Origin of the sequence: Paenibacillus sp. GYB003 (genome assembly GCF_036577625.1) — a bacterium.
In the GTDB taxonomy this organism is placed as follows: domain Bacteria; phylum Bacillota; class Bacilli; order Paenibacillales; family NBRC-103111; genus Paenibacillus_AB.
In genome coordinates this window covers 197327-214650 of sequence record NZ_JARBDC010000005.1, presented here as the reverse complement: position 1 = coordinate 214650, position 17324 = coordinate 197327, and the positions used below count along the sequence as shown (strand labels likewise).

Here is a 17324-nt window from a genome sequence, read left to right as displayed (position 1 = left end):
GAAAGGGGAGGCCTTTTGCGTTGCCGGCTCGCGCGGACGTGTTCAGAATATGTTCAGCCCCCTTTGCTACGATGAAAGAAACGGTTCAGGTTACGGAGGCGGGCGGATGGCGAAAATTATGGTTGTCGACGACGCGGCATTCATGAGGCAAATGCTGAAGCATATACTGGAGAACGCCGGTCACGAGGTGCTGTGCGAGGCGGCCGACGGCGCGGAAGCGGTCGAGAAGTACCGGGCGTTCCGGCCCGACCTCGTCACGATGGATATTACGATGCCGGAGATGGAAGGGATCGAAGCGCTGCAGCGCATTCGCCGGGACGACCCGGACGCGAAGGTCATCATGTGCACCGCGATGGGGCAGCAGCGGCTGATCGTCCAGGCGATCCAAAACGGCGCGCGCGATTTTATCGTCAAGCCGTTTCAGACGGGCCGCGTGCTGGAGGCCGTATCGAAGGTCATGGTTTCTTTTTAGCGCGATACGAGACGAACAGGGAAAAGTGGCAAGCCGCGGACGGGTATCCCGCGGTTTTTTCGTGTATCCGGCGGCAGCGGCATGGCGACGAACGGGGGCGCCGGCAAACGGATTGCTTTCCGCGTTCGGGATCGGTATAGTGAAAGTATCAGGTCGAACAGAAAGGACCCGGGCCGCGCGCGGAGCGGTTCGGCGGTGCTTGTCTATGAGCGAAGACGGCAAAAAGCGCGCCGGCATCGTGCCGGGGCTCGAAGTGGATATCGTGCTGAAGCAGGATCAGCGGACGGGGAAGACGACCCGCGGCGTCGTCAAGGACATTTTGACGAAATCGCCGGAGCATCCGCACGGCATCAAGGTACGCCTCGCGGACGGACAGGTCGGGCGCGTGAAGCGGATCGTTTCGGACGGAAGCGGGAAGCGCGACGGCGGCTGACCGGCGGATTTATTCAGATTAGCGAAAAAAGGAGCGGATCGCGATGAGTTTGCGCAAACCGGGGCCGGCGGAGTATGCCGGACATTTCGGCGAATATATCGGGCAAGTGCCGGACGGGAGCTTGACGGACATTTTGAACGAGCAGGCCGATCGCGTTCGGCGGCTGTTCGGGTCGGTTCGCGAGGAGGACGGAGGTTACCGGTATGCGCCGGACAAATGGAGCGTCAAAGAGGTGCTCGGCCACATCGTCGATACGGAGACGGTGATGAGCTACCGGATGATGCGGGTGGCGCGGGGCGACCGTACGCCGCTTCCGGGGTTCGACGAGAACGACTTCGTGCGCGGCGGGGAGTTCGGCCGGCTGACGATCGCGGCGCTGCTGGAGCAGTTCGACGCGGTGCGCCGGGCGACCGTCCTGCTGGTCGGAAGCTTGCCGGAGAAGGCGTGGGCCCGGGAAGGCACCGTATCCGGCCACGCGATCACGGCGCGCGCGCTGGCGTACGTCATCGCCGGCCACGAACGCCACCATACGCGTCTGCTGGAAGAGCGCTACGGGGCCGTAGTCGCCAAAGCTTAAACAAAAGCCGCCATCTGCGGTTTCGGGAGCGTACTGCCCGCGCCCGAGATTACAGATTGGCGGCTTTCGCTTTCGAGCGGGGCTTCAGCGCGGCCCAGCAAGCTTCCAGCCCTTGCGACAGCTTCAGGGCGGCCAGCAGGCCGACGAGCGAGCCGCAGACGAATACCGGAAGCGTCCAGACGTTCGGCAGCGGAGCGAAAAAAGGGATGAAGGCGACGGCGACGATCGGGGCCGCCTGGATGCGGATGAGCCGGATCGATCCGATCGCGGCCGCGCACGTGAGAAGAAACGCGAGCGGGCCGGGGTGTAGCGCGTGAAGGACGCTTCCCGCGGCCGAAGCTGCGACCGCCGCCGCGACCACTTTGGCCGACTCGCCCGGTTTCAGGCTGCGGCTGATGAAAAAATAGCCGAACGCGCCCAGCGTCGGGTAAAAGCACATTTTCAGCACCCCGAAATGGGATGAAAGAGAGTACGCTGCCAGCAAATAGCAGCAGAGGACGGTCGATTTGATCCACATCGGTTGCGTTGCAGCCTCCGCATCGGTTGTCGCGTCATTCTAAGTAAACGCATCGTATTGGGCGGAAATGTTCGCCGCAGCTTATTGTAAGACAGGGGCCAGTTGCGGGTCAAGGAAAAATTCGGATCGTTCATGCGAAAGCATTATATCTTTTCGGGTTTGTAACGGTAAGTACGATAAAGCATGGAGCGTGCAGCGCCTTTCGTTGCCGTGTCCGGCGGATCGCGATCCTGCCGGGCGGTTGGAATGGAGCGAACGGGAAAACCTCCGGTTAACCCGCTCTGCTGGTGGCGTCGTTTCGAAAAAACGGGAGAAGCTCCGGTTAAAATGGCGCTGGATCGGCGAAAAGCGCGGCATGGACGTATGTAGCGGGACGTTTTCCCGTTGGTTTTCCCGGAAACGGGAAACGACGGAAAATAGCGGGAACTTTTCCATCCCGCTTCCCGCTCCGCTGCCGTTTCGGCGTGCAAAAAGGTTCGGTTTGCACAGAAAAGACCGTCCGGCCCGACCCTCGCTTAAAAGCCAAAGCCGGAGCGGATTTCCTACTGCCGGCGGCGGGAAACGGCGATACCGGCTCGGTTGACCTGCGCCGGCGTCGTCGGGAGTTGGAGCGGGGGGCGAGCACGGGGCGGCGGCGGGACTGGCCCAAGTTTCAAATGTCTAACGGACATGGCGGCCGCTAAGAAGCCTCATTTCGGCTTATTTTTTTGTAACGGACACAGGCGCACCTATTTGGCGAAAAACCTCTTTTGGACGCGGTTCGGAGCAAATAAGCGCAGGTGGTGTCCGTTACGATCGGAAAACGGCCGATTTTCGCGAAATAAGCGCCGTGGCGTCCGTTACGTTTCGGAAGCCGACTGTTTTCGCTCGTCCTCGAAATACGTCGATAGACGGTTTTCTTTTACGGCGAAATCGTTCACCCGACGCGCTTGAACTGGCTCGTATAAAGCTCGTAATAAAACCCGCGGCGCTCCAGCAGCTCCTGATGGGTGCCGCGCTCGATAATTTCGCCGCCGCCTATGACGAGAATCTGGTCCGCTTCGCGGATCGTGCTGAGCCGGTGTGCGATGACGAAGCTGGTCCTGCCCCTCATCAGCGATTTCATCGCTTCCTGAATGTGCATCTCCGTGCGCGTGTCGACGCTGCTCGTCGCTTCGTCGAGAATGAGGATCGCGGGATCGGCGAGTATCGCCCGCGCGATCGTAATGAGCTGCCGCTGCCCTTGGCTCAGGTTGGCGCCTTCCGCCGACAGCAGCGTATCGTAGCCGGCCGGCAGCTTGCGGATGAAGCCGTCGGCGTTCGCCAGCCGGGCCGCCGCCTCGATCTCCTCGTCGGTCGCGTCCAGTCGGCCGTAGCGGATGTTTTCGCGGATCGTGTCCGAGAACAAGTACGCGTCCTGCAGCACGATGCCGAGCTGCTCGCGCAGCTTGCTTTTGTCCCAGTCGCGCAAATCGCTTCCGTCCACGACGATCCTGCCTTCGTCGATATCGTAGAAGCGGGTGAGCAGGTTGACGATCGTCGTCTTGCCGGCTCCCGTCGGCCCGACGAGCGCGATCGTTTCGCCCGGCTTCGCCGCGAGCGAGACGTGTTTCAGCACCGGCACGCCTTCCTTGTAGCTGAACGTGACGTTCTCGAAGCGGACGTCCCCGCGTATCGGCCGGTCGATCGCGGCTTGGGCGTTATTCCTGTCATATTCGGTCGGGCTGTCGAGCACCTCGAACACGCGCTCGGCCCCCGCGATCGCCGATTGGATCATGTTGAACTGGTTGGCCAAATCGTTGATCGGCCGGGTAAACTGGCGCGAGTAGTTGAGGAAGCTGACGACGATGCCGATCGTCGTGTAGCCGCCTATCGCCATCCAGCCGCCGATCGCCGCGATGAGCGCGAAGCTGGCGTTGTTGATGACGTTGTTGACCGGGCCCATCAGGCCGGATAAAATTTGCGCCCGAATGCCGACGGCGCGGAGGCTTTCGTTGTGCGTCTGAAACTGCTTCAGCGCTTCGCTTTCCCGGTTGAACGACTTGACGACCTTTTGCCCCGTGACCGTTTCCTCGATATAGCCGTTCAGCTCGCCCAAATGTTTCTGCTGCGCCGAAAAATGGCTGCGCGTCCGCTTCGCGATCTGCCCCGTCACGAACATCGTAAGCGGAATGGTAACCAGGCTGACGAGCGTCAGCCAAACGCTGAGGCCGAGCATAAAGGCGAGCGCGCCGATGACGGTCAGCAGGCTGTTGATGAGCTGGGTGACGCTCTGGTTCAGCGAGTTGGACACGTTCTCGATGTCGTTCGTCGTGCGGCTCATCAGCTCGCCGTGCGTCTTGCTGTCGAAGAAGCGCAGCGGCAGCTTCTGCAAATGCTCGAACATGTCGCGGCGCAGCTCACGGACCGTCCGCTGGGAGACGCCGGCCATGACGTACGCCTGCACCCAGCTCATCGCCGCGCTGAGCACGTAGACGCCGAGCAGCGTCAAGCACAGCCGGACCAATCCGTCGTAATCTCTCGGAATAATGTACAGATCGATCGCCCGCCCGAGCAAATACGGGCCGATCAAAGCGAAGCCCGTACTCAGCGCGGTCATGGCGAAAACGGCGACCAAGCCGGACCGCTGCCGGCCGAGGTAGGCCCACAGCCGTTTCAGCGTCGGTCCGAGCCGTTTCGGCCGCACCTTCGGCGTCATCCCGCGCGCTCCGGGGCCATGGCCGCCTCCCATGCCCATCGGTCCCGGCCCTCCGGCGAACGGCCCCGGCCGACCCGTCGACTGCGACGGGTGCTGCTCTTGTGCTTGCGCTTGCGCTTGCGTATGCGCCGAATTCCGGTCAGACGATCCCGCCATGGCGAATTTCCTCCTTTCCGAGCTGAGACTCGTAAATATCTTGATAAACGTCGCAGCTGCGCATCAGCTCGTCGTGTTTCCCGATGGCGACGATGCGTCCTTCGTCCATGACGACGATTTGGTCGGCGTCCATGACGGAGGAGATGCGCTGGGCGATCACGATCGTCGTGCTTTCGCCCATGAGCCGTTTCAGCGCCTGCTGGATGCGCGAATCGGTGCCGAGATCGACGGCGCTCGTGCTGTCGTCCAGAATGAGCACCGCCGGGCGGACGAGCAGGGCGCGGGCGATCGACACCCGCTGCTTCTGACCGCCGGACAAGTTGACGCCGCGCTGTCCGATGATCGAGTCGTAGCCGTCCGGCATGCGCGAGATGAATTCGTCCGCCTGTGCCGCGCGGGCCGCTTCCTCGATTTCCTCCTGCGTCGCCTCGGGCTTGCCGTAGCGGATGTTGTCGCGGATCGTGCCGCTGAACAAAATCGCTTCCTGCAGCACCATCGCCACTTGCCGGCGCAGATGGTCGAGCCGGATGTCGCGGATATCGACGCCGTCGATCCGGATCGCCCCTTCGCTCACCTCGTACAGCCGGGAGATGAGGTTGACGAGCGTCGATTTGCCCGCCCCGGTCGAGCCGAGGATGGCGACCGTCTGGCCGGGCTCGGCCGTGAACGAGACGTCGGTCAGCTCGTAGTCGCGGCGCGATCCGCCGTAGCCGAACGACACGCGGTCGAATTCGACGCGGCCGGCGCGAATGACGCCGGTCCGGGCGTTCGCCGCGTCGCGGATTTCCGGCTCCGTTTCGAGCACCTCGCGAATCCGGTCGCCGGACGCCTTCGCCCGCGAGACGGATACCATCATCATGCCGACCATCAGCAGCGAGGAGAGCAGCTGCGTCACGTAATTGACGAACGCGATCAGATCGCCGACCGCCAGCGAGCCGCTCCAGTTCAAGTCCGCGCCGTACCAAAGCACGGCTACGATGCTGGCGTTCATGATGAACATCATGATCGGCATGTTGACGGCGACGATGCGCGACGCTTTGACGGCGACGTCCGTAAACTCGGCGTTCGCTTTGCCGAAGCGGCTGTTTTCGAAAGCGGACCGGACGAACGCCTTGACGACGCGAATGCCGGACAAATTTTCCTGCAGCACGGTATTGACGCCGTCGAGCTTGTTCTGCACTTTCGAGAACAACGGGAACGAGGCGCGAATGAGATAATACTGGGTCACGAACAGAACCGGCACCGCGACGACGAGCACGACCGCCAGCTTCGGGCTGAGCAGGAACGCCATGATGCAGCTGCCGATGGCGAGAAACGGCGAGCGCACCAAAATGCGCAGCGTCATCTGTACGAGGTTTTGCATCTGCACGACGTCGTTCGTCAGCCGCGTGACGAGCGAGCCGGCTTTGAACCGGTCCAGGTTGCGGAACGAAAACGATTGCACTTTCGCGAACACGTCTTTGCGCAAATCGGCGCCGAAATGCTGCGAGGCGATGCTGGAATATATCGTGCAGCCGATCCCCCCGACGAGTCCGGCGAGCGCGACGGCGAGCATCAGAAGGCCGGTTTTGCGGATGTACGCCAAATCGCCGGTCATGACGCCGTTGTTGACGATGTTCGCCATCAGCTTCGGCTGCAGCAGGTCCATGAACACCTCCAGCAGCATGAGCAGCGGGGCGAGCAGCGCGGGGAGCCAGTACGGCTTCAAATAATCAGTCCATTTGATTCGCGTCATCGGGCGGAGCCTCCTTCATTTGCCGGCTAATGATCTGCTCGTACTGCTTCACGTTATCGAACATATGGAGCAGCAGACGGCGCAGCAGCATGTTTTCCTCCGGCGTCACGCCCCGGAGCGCATACGCCTCGCTCGCCTGCAGCGCCTCGCGCACTTCCTGTACGGCGGCGCGGCCTTTGTCCGTCAAGTAGACGCGCTGCACGCGCTGGTCGTTCGGGTCGGGCCGGCGTTCGACGTGGCCGTTTTTCACCATCCGGTTCAGCATGACGGTGACGGTGGCGGGCTTGACTCGCATTTTGGCGGCCAGCTCGCTTTGGCTGAGGCCGTCGTGTCTGGACAGCTCGAACAGCACCGGCGGCTGCCCGGGGTGCACGTCCTGGTCTTTCAGCGACAAATGCGAATTGTAATGATGCTGGCGCATCAGACGGGCCATCAGGCCCATCAGCGGGGCTTCGTGGTGATGGTTCGGTTCCAGGCGAAAGCGCCTCCTTTTCGAAAAAGGACATATACGGTATGTAGGAAAATGAGAACGTTGCAAATGTTAGCCGACTAATTATAAGGGTAGGGGGATCGCCGGCCGCTGTCAATCTTTTTTTCCTTTATTCGGTTCGTTGATGTTTCCCCGCGGGCGGGAGTACAATAGAGGCAGAGGATGCAATTCGGACCGACCGGAGGTGTTTGAACGTGACAGCAACGCATTTGCCGCAAGCGGCTTCGGTTTTGGCCGCCCTGATCGGGGGCGCGGCCGTAATCGCGGTGCGTCTCAAGGCTTCGGCGAAGGCGACCTCGCTCAAAAAAATCATGATCCCCCCGCTCGGGATGGCGACCGGGTTCGCGATGTTTTTGTTTCCGGCCGCGCACGTGCCGTGGATGTGGGCGGCGGCCGCTTTGCTCGCCGGGGCGCTCTTTTTCGCCTACCCGCTCATTTGGACGTCCAGATTCGAGGTTCGGGACGGGCATGTTTATTTGGTGCGCTCGAAGGCGTTTATCGTCATTATTGTCGCGCTGCTGGCGATCCGGCTGCTGCTGCACGATTTGGTCGAGCGGGCGGTCAGCGTTCCGCAGACGGGAGCGCTCTTTTTCCTGCTCGCGTTCGGCATGATTTTGCCGTGGCGGCTGGCGATGGTGCGCCGGTATAAGGCGACGCTCGCCGGGATGGCGGAGCGGGACGGACCTGCCGGCGGCGAGGGCGGGCGGTGATCGGAGAGGAAGACGGCGAACGGGGCGAACGCGCTCCGGGCGCCGTTTTTTTTGCGGTATAGAGCCCGTTGTCCGAGGGGGGCGGATGCTTGATGGCTGCGTTAGCGGAACGGAATTAATCCGCATTCCGCTATTCTGGGGGAAATCGTCGGAAACGCAGCTTGTTTTCAGCGAATTAGCGGCAGGCCGTTCCGTTATGTACGCTGCATGGTACCGATTCGTTCTTTTAACGGAATCCGGTTCCGTTGTACCTCGGAAGCTGAACATTGGTCTGCGACGGACCGCGTTTGCCGAACGGATTCCGTTTATCGGGCGGTCGGCTTGCTCCGGCAGCGCATGCGCAAAATCGTAAGCGTTCATCCGAAATAGACGATCGGAGCGAGCTCGTCGCCTTTGATGACGCTGTCGAGCACGGCGGTGATCCGGATGTTTTCGGTCGGCAGGCGCCATGCGGGAAACGTATCGCCGGGTACGCGCAAAATCGTCGTATCGCCGTCCCAGTACGTTTCGCGGACGATGTATTCGTCCTCCTGGCGGACGAGCGAAATTTGGCCGGACGAGCGAAGCGGCGCCGTCGTGCTGAACAGCAAATAGTCGCCGCGCGCGACGCCGAGCGAGACGAGGCCGCTGTCGCCGAGCCGCAGAGCGAACAGCGCCTCCGAGAAGCCGCCAAGCCGCAGATGGGGCTGCTGCGCCAAGTCGCTGCCCGTCAGGTCGAACGCGAACCATTTGCGCGTATAGCCGGTAGCGGCGACGGGTATCACTTTACTCGGATTCATCGCGATCCCCCATATAGCCGATCACTCCGCGCTCCCGGCAAAACAGCATTTTGCCGCGGCCCGTCTGCACGATGTAGTCGATTCCTTCCTTGCGTTTGAACAGCTGCTCGGCGTGGAAGTAGGCGGTCAGCTTTTCCGCGAGCCGGTTGGACGTCACTTGGCGGTTATGGCGCTTTAGCCGTTCTTTGGCGAATTCGGGCGTGACGCCGAACTGCGAGGCGATGACCGCGACCGCTTCGGCTTCGAGCCGCGGCAGCTCGCAGCGGAGCAGCATGAACGTAGGCACGCAGAACTGGTAAGCGAAATTGGCCGCCTTCGTTTCCTGGAACCGGATAAACGATTCGCCCATCGTCAGCTGGTTGCCCGCGTGATGCAGCAGGTGGCACAGCTCGTGCCCGAAATCCTGCCACTGCTCCTGCCGCGTCAGCCGGTTGTCGAGCACGACGGACTGCAGGCCGGCCCGGTCGATCGCCTGGCTGGCGACCGGCGCATAGTGGAGCCAGATGCCGAGTCCCGCCGCGATCGTCTCGGGGTCGAGCTCGTGCGGCTCGCGAATGTTCAAGGCGCCGAACAGCTGCTCGATCGATTGTTCGAGCGGCGTGCTCTGGTAAGAGTACATAATCGAATCTCCTTTCATTATACGAATATATGTTCGCTATATGGCGGAAAAGAAACGCCCTGCGGTAGGGCGAAAGTTGTTGGCTGCCGTTACTCTCCCTGCTTGTCGCCGGGCTTTCGGCCCGACTCCCTCGTTTTAATGATTTCCCATATTTGTCGCAGCTCGTCTCTTCGTTCCTCCGGAGCTTCCAGCAGCTCCTTGAACCAAACGCCGAGCTCGGGGTCGTCCCATTCGGCTGCAGGCGCGGCGGGTGCGGGAACTTGCTCGGCTGCGACGGGCTCGTCCGTACGTTTGCCGATCAATCGGTCGACGGTAACCCCGAACAGCTCGGCCAGCTGCCCCAGCATATCGACGGAAGGCTCGCGGTAGCCCGATTCGTAGCCGGCGTATGTGCTTTTGGCGATGCCGAGACGGGCGGCTACCGTTTGCTGAGACCAGCGCATTTGTTTGCGCAGCTGCGTAATCGTTTCGCCGATCACTTTGCCTTCCTCCGTTTCCCCTTGCGCCGCCGCGCTTCCCGGTCCGATGTGCGACAGGATTGTTTGGCGTTCCCGACGTTTCTCGCTTGCCGTCAACCGGCATGAACGTTCTTCTTCATCATAAAAGGCCGGTTTCCGAAATCGAACGCCGGTATCGGCCGAGTTCTTACGACCATAATCGCATATCGCGGACTTTTTTTCAATATATTAGGAGCATTTCGTAAAAATTCGGTTGAAAAGTACGCGAAACGCGTACATAATAGGACATAGGAACATACGTTCCTATATTGGGTATCGGTTGATCGGACGCGAAAAGCGTATTTCCAAATATCGAAAGGAGCTGGCATTCATGAACAAACCGACGGTGGAGCAACTCGATTTTTTTCGCGAAGAGGTGTGCGGCCGTTGTCCGGGAAGCTTGTGGGGGGCGAAAAGCATTTGCCGGATCCATCAGCGGTCCATCGGCGAAATCGAACAATGTCCGCAGTGGGAGACGAAGCAAACGGCGTCGTCCCGCTACGATCGCGATCCGGACAAGCCCCGGGCGAAAACGGAACAGATGGAGCAGGTCGAAGAGGAGCTGAAAGATTATCCGTGGATGGTTCGGGAGATCGACCGGCTCCGTGACGCGCTGCAGGAGGCCGGTTCCGGACTGACCGGCGTATACGGCTTGGACGGGGCGATGCCGAAAGGAAAAGGGCGTCACGCGGATTCGGTGAACCGCGAAGCGCAAATGCGCGAGAAGCATTGGAGCCGTCTGCGGCAGCTGGAAGCGAAGGTGAAGCGGCTCGATGAGGCGGCCGAACGGGTGAGCGACGACCGCCAGCGGACGGTGCTCGAATGGATTATGGAAGGAAGGCGGATGAACCATATTGCCAGACATATCGGCGTATCGCGTCAGCGGCTGCACGAGCTGAAGCGGGAGCTGATCCGTTTTCTCGCGAAGGAGATTTACGGGGACGACCGGAAAGGGATTTCGTGACCGGGGTCCGGTTTACGGAATCGACATAAAGGACGATAGCGACGAAATTTGTGCGAACATATGTTCTCGTTTTATAATCGAGTCAGGAACACGAAGCGAAAACAAAAGCCGGTCGGCACGGAAGTCGGGAACGTTCTTTAAGAAGGCCCGCGACGAAAGGGAGCGACCGAATATATGGAGCAGATCGGCAGACGGCCGCCCGCAGGGCGGTCTTTTTGTTGGCCGGGAACGGAAAGGGAAAGGGGGGAGTATCGTGAACGGGACTATACGCGAAAAGGACGAATGCATGTACAGGCAGCCGGCCAAATGCGTGGCGTGCGTCTGGGGGAGATGGGAAGCGAGCCGGCAGTTTTGTATGCGGCCGGTTTGCGACCGGGATGAGGCCGCTGCGGATGAAAGCGGCCATGAAAGGAGGTGAGAGCCGGGTGCAGCAGTCGAAAACGAGCGCCGCGAAGGCGCGGGGCGAACCGGAGCGGGGTTAGGCCCCGCCGGCGCTAACGAAACGATCCCGCGGGAACGACCGAGGTGAACCAAATGCGCAATGCGATAAAAGCAAAGCTGGCGGCCGACCTCGCCGATTTGTCGGGGCGATGCTTCGACATCGGCGAGCCGACCGCCTCGACCGCCAAGCCGTACGCGACCGTAAAGCTGGCGGAACAGTCGGACGGCTCTCCGTGGCTGGGCAGAACGAGCCGGTTCGAAGTCGCTCTCTATGGCGAGGCGAATGCGGCGGCCGCGTTGGACCTGTTGGCCGACCAAGCCGTACTGGCGCTGGACTGCGTCAAGCTGACGGAAAGCTCGGCGGCTCTGCCGGACTTCACGTGCCGGTACGCAGGGACGGCGGCGTCCGAGCGAATCGACGAAGCCGCTCAGGCGCTCGTGCGGGTGCTGTCTTTTACGGTAGCCGCGGTAGGAAGCGGCGAAAACGCGGCGCCCGACGCATGGCTTGGCGCGTTGGCCGCTTGGACGACCGCGCAGGCTGGCGCGGACTGGCGCGTCTACCGTACATGTTGGCCGCAGCAGTATGCGATTCCCGCCGTCATGTGGCGGCTCGGGCCAATCGAATCGGCGGACCGGAACGCGGCGGCGGCCGAGCTTCGCCAAAGCATAGTCGGCCACGTCATCGGGCGAAACGCCGGCGAACAAACGGCGATGATCCGTACGTTGGCCGCCGGTCTCGGGAGCTTGACCAAGCTGCCGCTCGACCCGGTCGCCAAAACGTACGCCGCCGTCGCGAGCGTATCCGGCGATTACGCGGCGGACGGCCTGACCGTAGGGCAGCTTACGGCAGTGCTCCGTCAAACGATAGCCAAGTCGGCGCCAGGCGGCCCATTGATCGAACAAGTTCATATTGACGGCGGTTTCGGATAGCCGAATCGCCGTTTTTCATTTCCGGGTCCTTATCCAGGGCCCGTACAAGGGGGGATCCGCATATGGCAACCAAAAAAGAAGCCGCGCCGCTGCAAGCCGAGGGCGCGGAACCCGCGATCCGTCCCGCTTATACGCGGGACGAGCTGCTTTCGAGCGCGGCGGCGCTTTTCGCCGTGAAGCCGGAAGTGGTGACGGGGGCGCTGTACGGGACGGACAAATCCGCGTACACGATTGAAGAAACGGAGCGGTTGATCCGCCAATTTCAAACAAGGAAGGTGCTGTCGTAATGGCCGGAGGAACTTGGAGTCAAACGGAAATGCCCGTATTGCCGGGCATGTACATGAATTTTCAGGCGGCGGCGATCGCAGCCGTTCAACCGGGCGCGCGAGGCGTCGTCGCGGTGCCGGTGAAAGCCCACTGGGGCCCCGTCAAGCAATTCGTTGAAATTGCGGGCCAGTCCGCCGCGGATGCGGCGTTTACGAGCGACGAAACGGCGGGTGCGACGGCGTACTCGACGCTCAAGCTGGCGCTGCTCGGCGGAGCGAAAACGGTGCTCGCCTACCGGCTGGCGGACGACGGCGCGGCCAAGGCGAGCTGCACGCTGCAGGACACGGCTGCCACGCCGGTCGCGATCGTCAAGCTGGAGGCGAAATATCCGGGCGAGCGGGGCAACAAGTTCCAAGTAACGGTACAGCCGAACCCGGTGGACAGCACGAAAAAAGACGTCCGTCTGCTCGAAGGGACGACGCTGCTCAAAACGTTCACGTTCGCGAGCGGTTCGGCCCAGGCGGTCGTCGACGCGATCAATTCGGATACGGCCAACGTATGGATAACCGCGACGAAGCTGGCCGACGGCAGCGGCGCTTTGAAGGACGGCAGCGGCTTCCCGTTCGCCGGAGGCGACTCGGGCATCGACGGCATTGCCGGCGCCGACTATACGGATGCGCTGTCCGCCTGCGAAACGCAGCAGTTCGACCTGTTCGCGCTTGACGGCGTGGCCGATCCGGCGATCCAGGCGAGCGTCGTTTCGTGGGTCGCCCGCGTGCGCTCGGAAGGGAAGCCGGTCATCGCCGTGCTCGGAGGCTCGACCGCCGATGATACGGGTACGTCCGCGGTCGGGGCGGCAACGGCGCGTAGCGCCGCGTTCAACCACGAGGCCGTCGTCAACGTCGGCACGGGCGCGATTTTGAGCGGCGTCAGCTACAGCTCGGCGCAGCTGTCCGCTTACGTGGCCGGCTTGATCGCCGGTCAGAAGCTGAGCGAATCGACGACGTATGCGGCGACTCCGTTCGACGACGTTACCCGCCGCTGGACGCGCGGCGAGCAGGAGCAGGCCGCGGCGGGGGGCGTCTTTTTGCTCGTTCACGACGGGAAACGGGTCAAGGCGCTTCGCGGCATCAACTCCTTGACGAGCCTGCGCCAAGGGCAAAACAACGCCTGGAAAAAAATCCGCACGATCCGCGTGATCGACGCGATCCAGGCGGATTTGACCGCTACGGCCGAAAACGGCTATATCGGCAAAGTGAACAATACGGCCGAAGGCCGGCTCGCTTTGATCGGGGCGGCCAAGCAGTACATGCAGTCGCTCGCGCAGTCCGGGGTCATCGAGACCGAGGGCTGGGACGTGTTCCTCGATCCGCTCTATTACGGCCCGACGGCCGTTTTCACACCGGAGCCGGATCAAGTGTATTTGAACTGGGAAGCCCGTCTGACGGATGCGATGGAACAAATTTTCGGCACGTTCGTCGTGCTCTAAGGAGGAACCGAATCGATGGATGCGAATCGCGTATTTATGGGCACGTACGGCAAAATTTTTATCGACGGCGTTTGGCAGAGCAACTTCAACCATCTGGAGGCGAACGTGGAAATCCAGAAAAAAGAGCTGAATCTGGCCGGCGACCCGTGGGTCCGCCATAAAAAAGGGCCGATGAAAGGGACCGGCACGATCAGCGGCTTCAAGGTGACGAGCGATATGATCGCCCGCGGCTTCAATAAGTTCGAGCTGATCAGCAAGCTGGAGGATCCCGAAGCGTTCGGCTTCGAGACGATCACGCTCAAAAACGTCATGCTCGACAAGCTGCAGCTCGCCAACTGGACGGCCGGCGAAGAAGTGAAGGAAGAAATCTCCTTCACGTTCGAAGAATATACGCTCAACGACCGCGTAGTCGCGGTGTAACGAAGAACACGATTGAACGGGAGGTAACCGACGATGATGGACGATCAAGTGCTGCAAAAACTGCTCGACGCCGACCGGCTTCCGGAAAAAACGGTCACGCTGGCGCGACTCGGCATCCCGGTGACGCTTCGCGGCCTGACCGGCAAGCAGGTGTATACGCTGCGCGAGCGGTGCACCGAGCGTTCCGACCGCCGCGGGCAAAAGACCGAGCGGCTGGACGAAGAGCAGTTCAACGTCGCCCTCATCGCCGCAGCCACCGTCTCCCCGAACTGGGGAGACTCCCGGCTGCTGGCGAAATACGAAGCGAGCGGCGGCGAGGAAGTGATCAAGCGCGTTTTGCTTGCAGGCGAGCTGTCCGCTCTCGGCGACGAGGTGCTCGACCTGAGCGGCTTCAACACGACGCTCGACGAAGTAAAAAACTGATCGACTCCGGGGGGCTGGCGGGCATGCTGCACCTCATATGGGTCCGGCACCACCTGCGCCCCGGAGCGTTTTGGCAGCTGCCGCGCGGCGAGCAGCTGTTTTTGCTGGCCAGCATGGAGCTCGAGCTGGAGGCGGAGGAAGCGCGGTACCGCGCGCATATGTCGAGGTCGGGAAGGCGGTGAGGAAGGGTGGCCAGTTTGGAAGCTTTGGACAGCTTGGACCGGCTGACGCGATCGCAGGATCGGTTGAAGGATTCGGTCAACCGGACGATCGTGGCGTTTTACAGAATCGAGCAGTATGCGCAGCGGGTGGCCAAAGCGTTCGAGCGACTGGGAAGCATGAGTCAAGCGGCCAGGCCGGGTACGAGCGGCGGCGGGGGAAAATCCGCCGTCGCCGTTGCCGTAACCGTCAGCAACGTAGCGGTAACCGTCCAGGCTTCGAATGAAACGAAGAAAGGCAAGTTCGACGACTTTAAAACGTTCGCCGAAGGCGTCAAAGCGCTTGCCGAAGGCTTCAACCAATTTACGGCGGGCGTGAAAAACATCGCCGATACCGTCAAAACGTTCGCGGAAATTCCGAAGCAATTCGCTCAGTCGATCGACGAGCTGAGGGAGTCGCTGATGAAGCTGGCGGAAGTGCCAGCGAAGTTCGCGGAGTCAATCGGCACGTTCGCGGAGATTCCGGCGAAATTCGCCGAATCGCTAGGGAAGCTGGCGGAAGTGCCTGCGAAGTTCGCGGAATCGATCGGCACGTTCGCGGAGATCCCCGCGAAGTTCGCCGAGTCGCTAGGGAAGCTGGCGGAGGTGCCCGCCAAGTTTGCGGAGTCGATCGGAACGTTTGCGGAGATTCCGGCGAAATTCGCCGAGTCGCTAGGGAAGCTGGCGGAGGTACCAGCGAAGTTCGCGGAATCGATCGGCACGTTCGCGGAGATCCCGGCGAAATTCGCCGAGTCGCTAGGGAAGCTGGCGGAGGTACCCGCCAAGTTTGCGGAATCGATCGGCACGTTCGCGGAGATCCCGGCGAAATTCGCCGAGTCGCTAGGGAAGCTGGCGGAGGTACCCGCCAAGTTTGCGGAATCGATCGGCACGTTCGCGGAGATTCCGGCGAAATTCGCCGAGTCGCTAGGGAAGCTGGCGGAGGTACCGGCGAAGTTTGCGGAGTCGATCGGCACGTTCGCGGAGATTCCGGCGAAATTCGCCGAGTCGCTAGGAAAGCTGGCGGAGGTACCCGCCAAGTTTGCGGAGTCGATCGGCACGTTCGCGGAGATTCCGGCGAAATTCGCCGAGTCGCTAGGGAAGTTGGCGGAGGTACCGGCGAAGTTTGCAGAGTCGATCGGCACGTTCGCGGAGATTCCGGCGAAGTTCGCCGAGTCGCTCGGGAAGTTGGCGGAGGTACCGGCGAAGTTCGCGGAGTCGATCGGCACGTTCGCGGAGATTCCGGCGAAATTCGCCGAGTCGCTCGGGAAGCTGGCGGAGGTACCGGCGAAGTTCGCGGAGTCGATCGGCACGTTCGCGGAGATTCCGGCGAAATTCGCCGAGTCATTGGGCCAATTGGCCGAAGTGCCGGCGAAATTTTCAGCCTCGATCGCCACTTTTGCGGAGCTGCCCTCCAAGTTTGCGAAGTCGTTGAAGGAGTTGGCCGATGTCCCTGCGGCATTCGCCAAATCGATCGGCTCTTTTGCGGAGCTGCCTGAAAGGTTCGCCAAATCGATCGGCTCTTTTGCGGAGCTGCCCGAAAAATTCGCCAAGTCGATCGGCTCGTTCGCGGACATTCCCGAGAAGTTTGGCAAGTCGATCGAATCTTTTGCCAAATCGATCGACACGTTAGCCGAGGCGATTAAAAATATCGTCGGCATTTTTGCAGGCGGCTCGGGGGCCGGATCCGGGTCGGGAGCGGCCGCGGGTGCGCAGACGGGCTCCGGAGCTGCAGCCGACCAAGAGCGAAAGGGACCGCGAACTAAAGGAGCCAAAGGCAAGACCAAAGGAGGAGCGAGCCCGAGGCCGACGAACGGCGCGGCGAAAAGCATGCCGCCGGTACCGGGCGGCAATGCGGCCGGTTTTATGGACGAAGCGGCGGCCGCGAACGAGAAATTTTCGCTGAAAAACGCAGCAAAAGGAGCCGGCAAGCTGTTGAAAGCGGGTGCCAAATCCGCAGCGCCCTTAAGGCTCGTCTCGGGAGCGATGGAAATCGCCACGGCGGATAACAAAGCGCAAGCCGCAACCGCCGTTGCGTTCGGAGCAGGGGGGGCCGCTATCGGCGCCGCTCTCGGGAGCGCCATTTTGCCCGGAATCGGTACGGCCGCGGGCGGGATGATCGGCGGCATGCTGGGGGACAAGCTCGGCAATTGGCTAGGGGGCAAGCTGTTCGGCAAAAAGGCCGCTCCGTCGGCCGAAGCCGCGAAGCAGCCCGCACCACCGACCGTCGATTCGTTTTCGCAATTGGATCTATACCCGACGGGTCCGGCCAAAGGCAAGAAACGAAAAACGAACGCGAAAGCGGTACCGCCCGCGCCCGCCCAGCCCGGCTATGGCTACGAAGCGCCGGCTCCCGGCGAGAACATCTACAACATCAACGTAGAAGGCGTCCAGGTCGTGATGCCGAAAGAAGAAATCGACGAAGAAAGCTTGGCCAGACGCATCGGCTGGGAAATCGTCAGCAAGATGAAAGCGTCCATGGATAATCAGGTGGTGACGAAATGAGCTACGCCTATACCGATCTGATGAAGCCG

20 protein-coding genes are annotated in these 17324 nt (G+C 61.5%); 13 read left to right on the top strand and 7 right to left on the bottom strand.

Features of this window, described 5'->3' with window-relative positions:
* The first annotated feature begins 106 nt into the window (after window positions 1-106).
* From PV407_RS04430 to PV407_RS04420, 3 genes are all read left to right on the top strand, one after another.
* The gene (locus tag PV407_RS04430; RefSeq protein ID WP_332088659.1) at window positions 107-472 is read left to right on the top strand and encodes a response regulator; all 366 of its coding nucleotides are present in this window, start codon (window positions 107-109) and stop codon (window positions 470-472) included.
* Between the two features lie 205 nt (window positions 473-677).
* A complete protein-coding gene (locus PV407_RS04425) occupies window positions 678-905 on the top strand; it encodes a YwbE family protein (protein WP_332088658.1) in 228 nt (75 codons plus the stop codon).
* A 43-nt stretch (window positions 906-948) separates the two neighbouring features.
* Entirely contained in the window at window positions 949-1482 is a 534-nt protein-coding gene (locus tag PV407_RS04420; RefSeq protein ID WP_332088657.1) for a DinB family protein, read from the top strand.
* A gap of 49 nt (window positions 1483-1531) precedes the next feature.
* On the opposite strand, the gene PV407_RS04415 is transcribed toward PV407_RS04420, so the two are convergent.
* The 4 genes from PV407_RS04415 to PV407_RS04400 form a co-directional block, all read right to left on the bottom strand.
* On the bottom strand, window positions 1532-1999 hold the full coding sequence (locus PV407_RS04415; RefSeq protein ID WP_332088656.1) for a hypothetical protein: 468 nt from the start codon (window positions 1997-1999) through the stop codon (window positions 1532-1534).
* A gap of 916 nt (window positions 2000-2915) precedes the next feature.
* Entirely contained in the window at window positions 2916-4715 is a 1800-nt protein-coding gene (locus PV407_RS04410; RefSeq protein WP_442951622.1) for an ABC transporter ATP-binding protein, read from the bottom strand.
* Window positions 4716-4815: 100 nt separating this feature from the next.
* On the bottom strand, window positions 4816-6567 hold the full coding sequence (locus PV407_RS04405) for an ABC transporter ATP-binding protein (protein ID WP_332088655.1): 1752 nt from the start codon (window positions 6565-6567) through the stop codon (window positions 4816-4818).
* Window positions 6545-7009, bottom strand: coding sequence for a MarR family winged helix-turn-helix transcriptional regulator (locus PV407_RS04400; RefSeq protein WP_332088654.1), 465 nt, complete (start codon window positions 7007-7009; stop codon window positions 6545-6547). The genes PV407_RS04405 and PV407_RS04400 overlap by 23 nt, the downstream gene beginning before the upstream one ends.
* Window positions 7010-7251: 242 nt before the next feature.
* Here PV407_RS04400 and PV407_RS04395 point away from each other — a divergent pair, with 242 nt between their 5' ends.
* The gene (locus PV407_RS04395; protein ID WP_332088653.1) at window positions 7252-7767 is read left to right on the top strand and encodes a CcdC family protein; all 516 of its coding nucleotides are present in this window, start codon (window positions 7252-7254) and stop codon (window positions 7765-7767) included.
* A 356-nt stretch (window positions 7768-8123) separates the two neighbouring features.
* Here PV407_RS04395 and PV407_RS04390 read toward each other — a convergent pair whose 3' ends face one another.
* From PV407_RS04390 to PV407_RS04380, 3 genes are all read right to left on the bottom strand, one after another.
* Window positions 8124-8546, bottom strand: coding sequence for a hypothetical protein (locus tag PV407_RS04390; protein ID WP_332088652.1), 423 nt, complete (start codon window positions 8544-8546; stop codon window positions 8124-8126).
* On the bottom strand, window positions 8533-9165 hold the full coding sequence (locus PV407_RS04385; RefSeq protein WP_332088651.1) for an ImmA/IrrE family metallo-endopeptidase: 633 nt from the start codon (window positions 9163-9165) through the stop codon (window positions 8533-8535). Before PV407_RS04385 ends, PV407_RS04390 begins: the two co-directional genes overlap by 14 nt.
* 89 nt (window positions 9166-9254) lie before the next feature.
* A complete protein-coding gene (locus PV407_RS04380; protein ID WP_332088650.1) occupies window positions 9255-9740 on the bottom strand; it encodes a helix-turn-helix domain-containing protein in 486 nt (161 codons plus the stop codon).
* 253 nt (window positions 9741-9993) lie between these two features.
* Here PV407_RS04380 and PV407_RS04375 point away from each other — a divergent pair, with 253 nt between their 5' ends.
* The 9 genes from PV407_RS04375 to PV407_RS04335 all read left to right on the top strand — a co-directional run bounded on the left by PV407_RS04375 (window position 9994) and on the right by PV407_RS04335 (window position 17295).
* On the top strand, window positions 9994-10626 hold the full coding sequence (locus PV407_RS04375; protein WP_332088649.1) for a hypothetical protein: 633 nt from the start codon (window positions 9994-9996) through the stop codon (window positions 10624-10626).
* 253 nt (window positions 10627-10879) lie between these two features.
* On the top strand, window positions 10880-11044 hold the full coding sequence (locus PV407_RS04370; RefSeq protein ID WP_332088648.1) for a hypothetical protein: 165 nt from the start codon (window positions 10880-10882) through the stop codon (window positions 11042-11044).
* Between the two features lie 116 nt (window positions 11045-11160).
* Window positions 11161-11997, top strand: coding sequence for a hypothetical protein (locus PV407_RS04365; protein ID WP_332088647.1), 837 nt, complete (start codon window positions 11161-11163; stop codon window positions 11995-11997).
* Window positions 11998-12059: 62 nt separating this feature from the next.
* The gene (locus PV407_RS04360; RefSeq protein WP_332088646.1) at window positions 12060-12284 is read left to right on the top strand and encodes a hypothetical protein; all 225 of its coding nucleotides are present in this window, start codon (window positions 12060-12062) and stop codon (window positions 12282-12284) included.
* Window positions 12284-13753, top strand: coding sequence for a phage tail sheath subtilisin-like domain-containing protein (locus PV407_RS04355; protein WP_332088645.1), 1470 nt, complete (start codon window positions 12284-12286; stop codon window positions 13751-13753). Before PV407_RS04360 ends, PV407_RS04355 begins: the two co-directional genes overlap by 1 nt.
* Window positions 13754-13768: 15 nt before the next feature.
* On the top strand, window positions 13769-14173 hold the full coding sequence (locus PV407_RS04350; protein ID WP_332088644.1) for a phage tail tube protein: 405 nt from the start codon (window positions 13769-13771) through the stop codon (window positions 14171-14173).
* A 33-nt stretch (window positions 14174-14206) separates the two neighbouring features.
* A complete protein-coding gene (locus tag PV407_RS04345; protein ID WP_332088643.1) occupies window positions 14207-14596 on the top strand; it encodes a phage tail assembly chaperone in 390 nt (129 codons plus the stop codon).
* A 23-nt stretch (window positions 14597-14619) separates the two neighbouring features.
* The gene (locus PV407_RS04340; RefSeq protein ID WP_332088642.1) at window positions 14620-14778 is read left to right on the top strand and encodes a hypothetical protein; all 159 of its coding nucleotides are present in this window, start codon (window positions 14620-14622) and stop codon (window positions 14776-14778) included.
* A 6-nt stretch (window positions 14779-14784) separates the two neighbouring features.
* Complete coding sequence (locus PV407_RS04335; RefSeq protein WP_332088641.1) at window positions 14785-17295, top strand: hypothetical protein; 2511 nt, start codon at window positions 14785-14787, stop codon at window positions 17293-17295.
* Window positions 17296-17324: the final 29 nt, after the last annotated feature.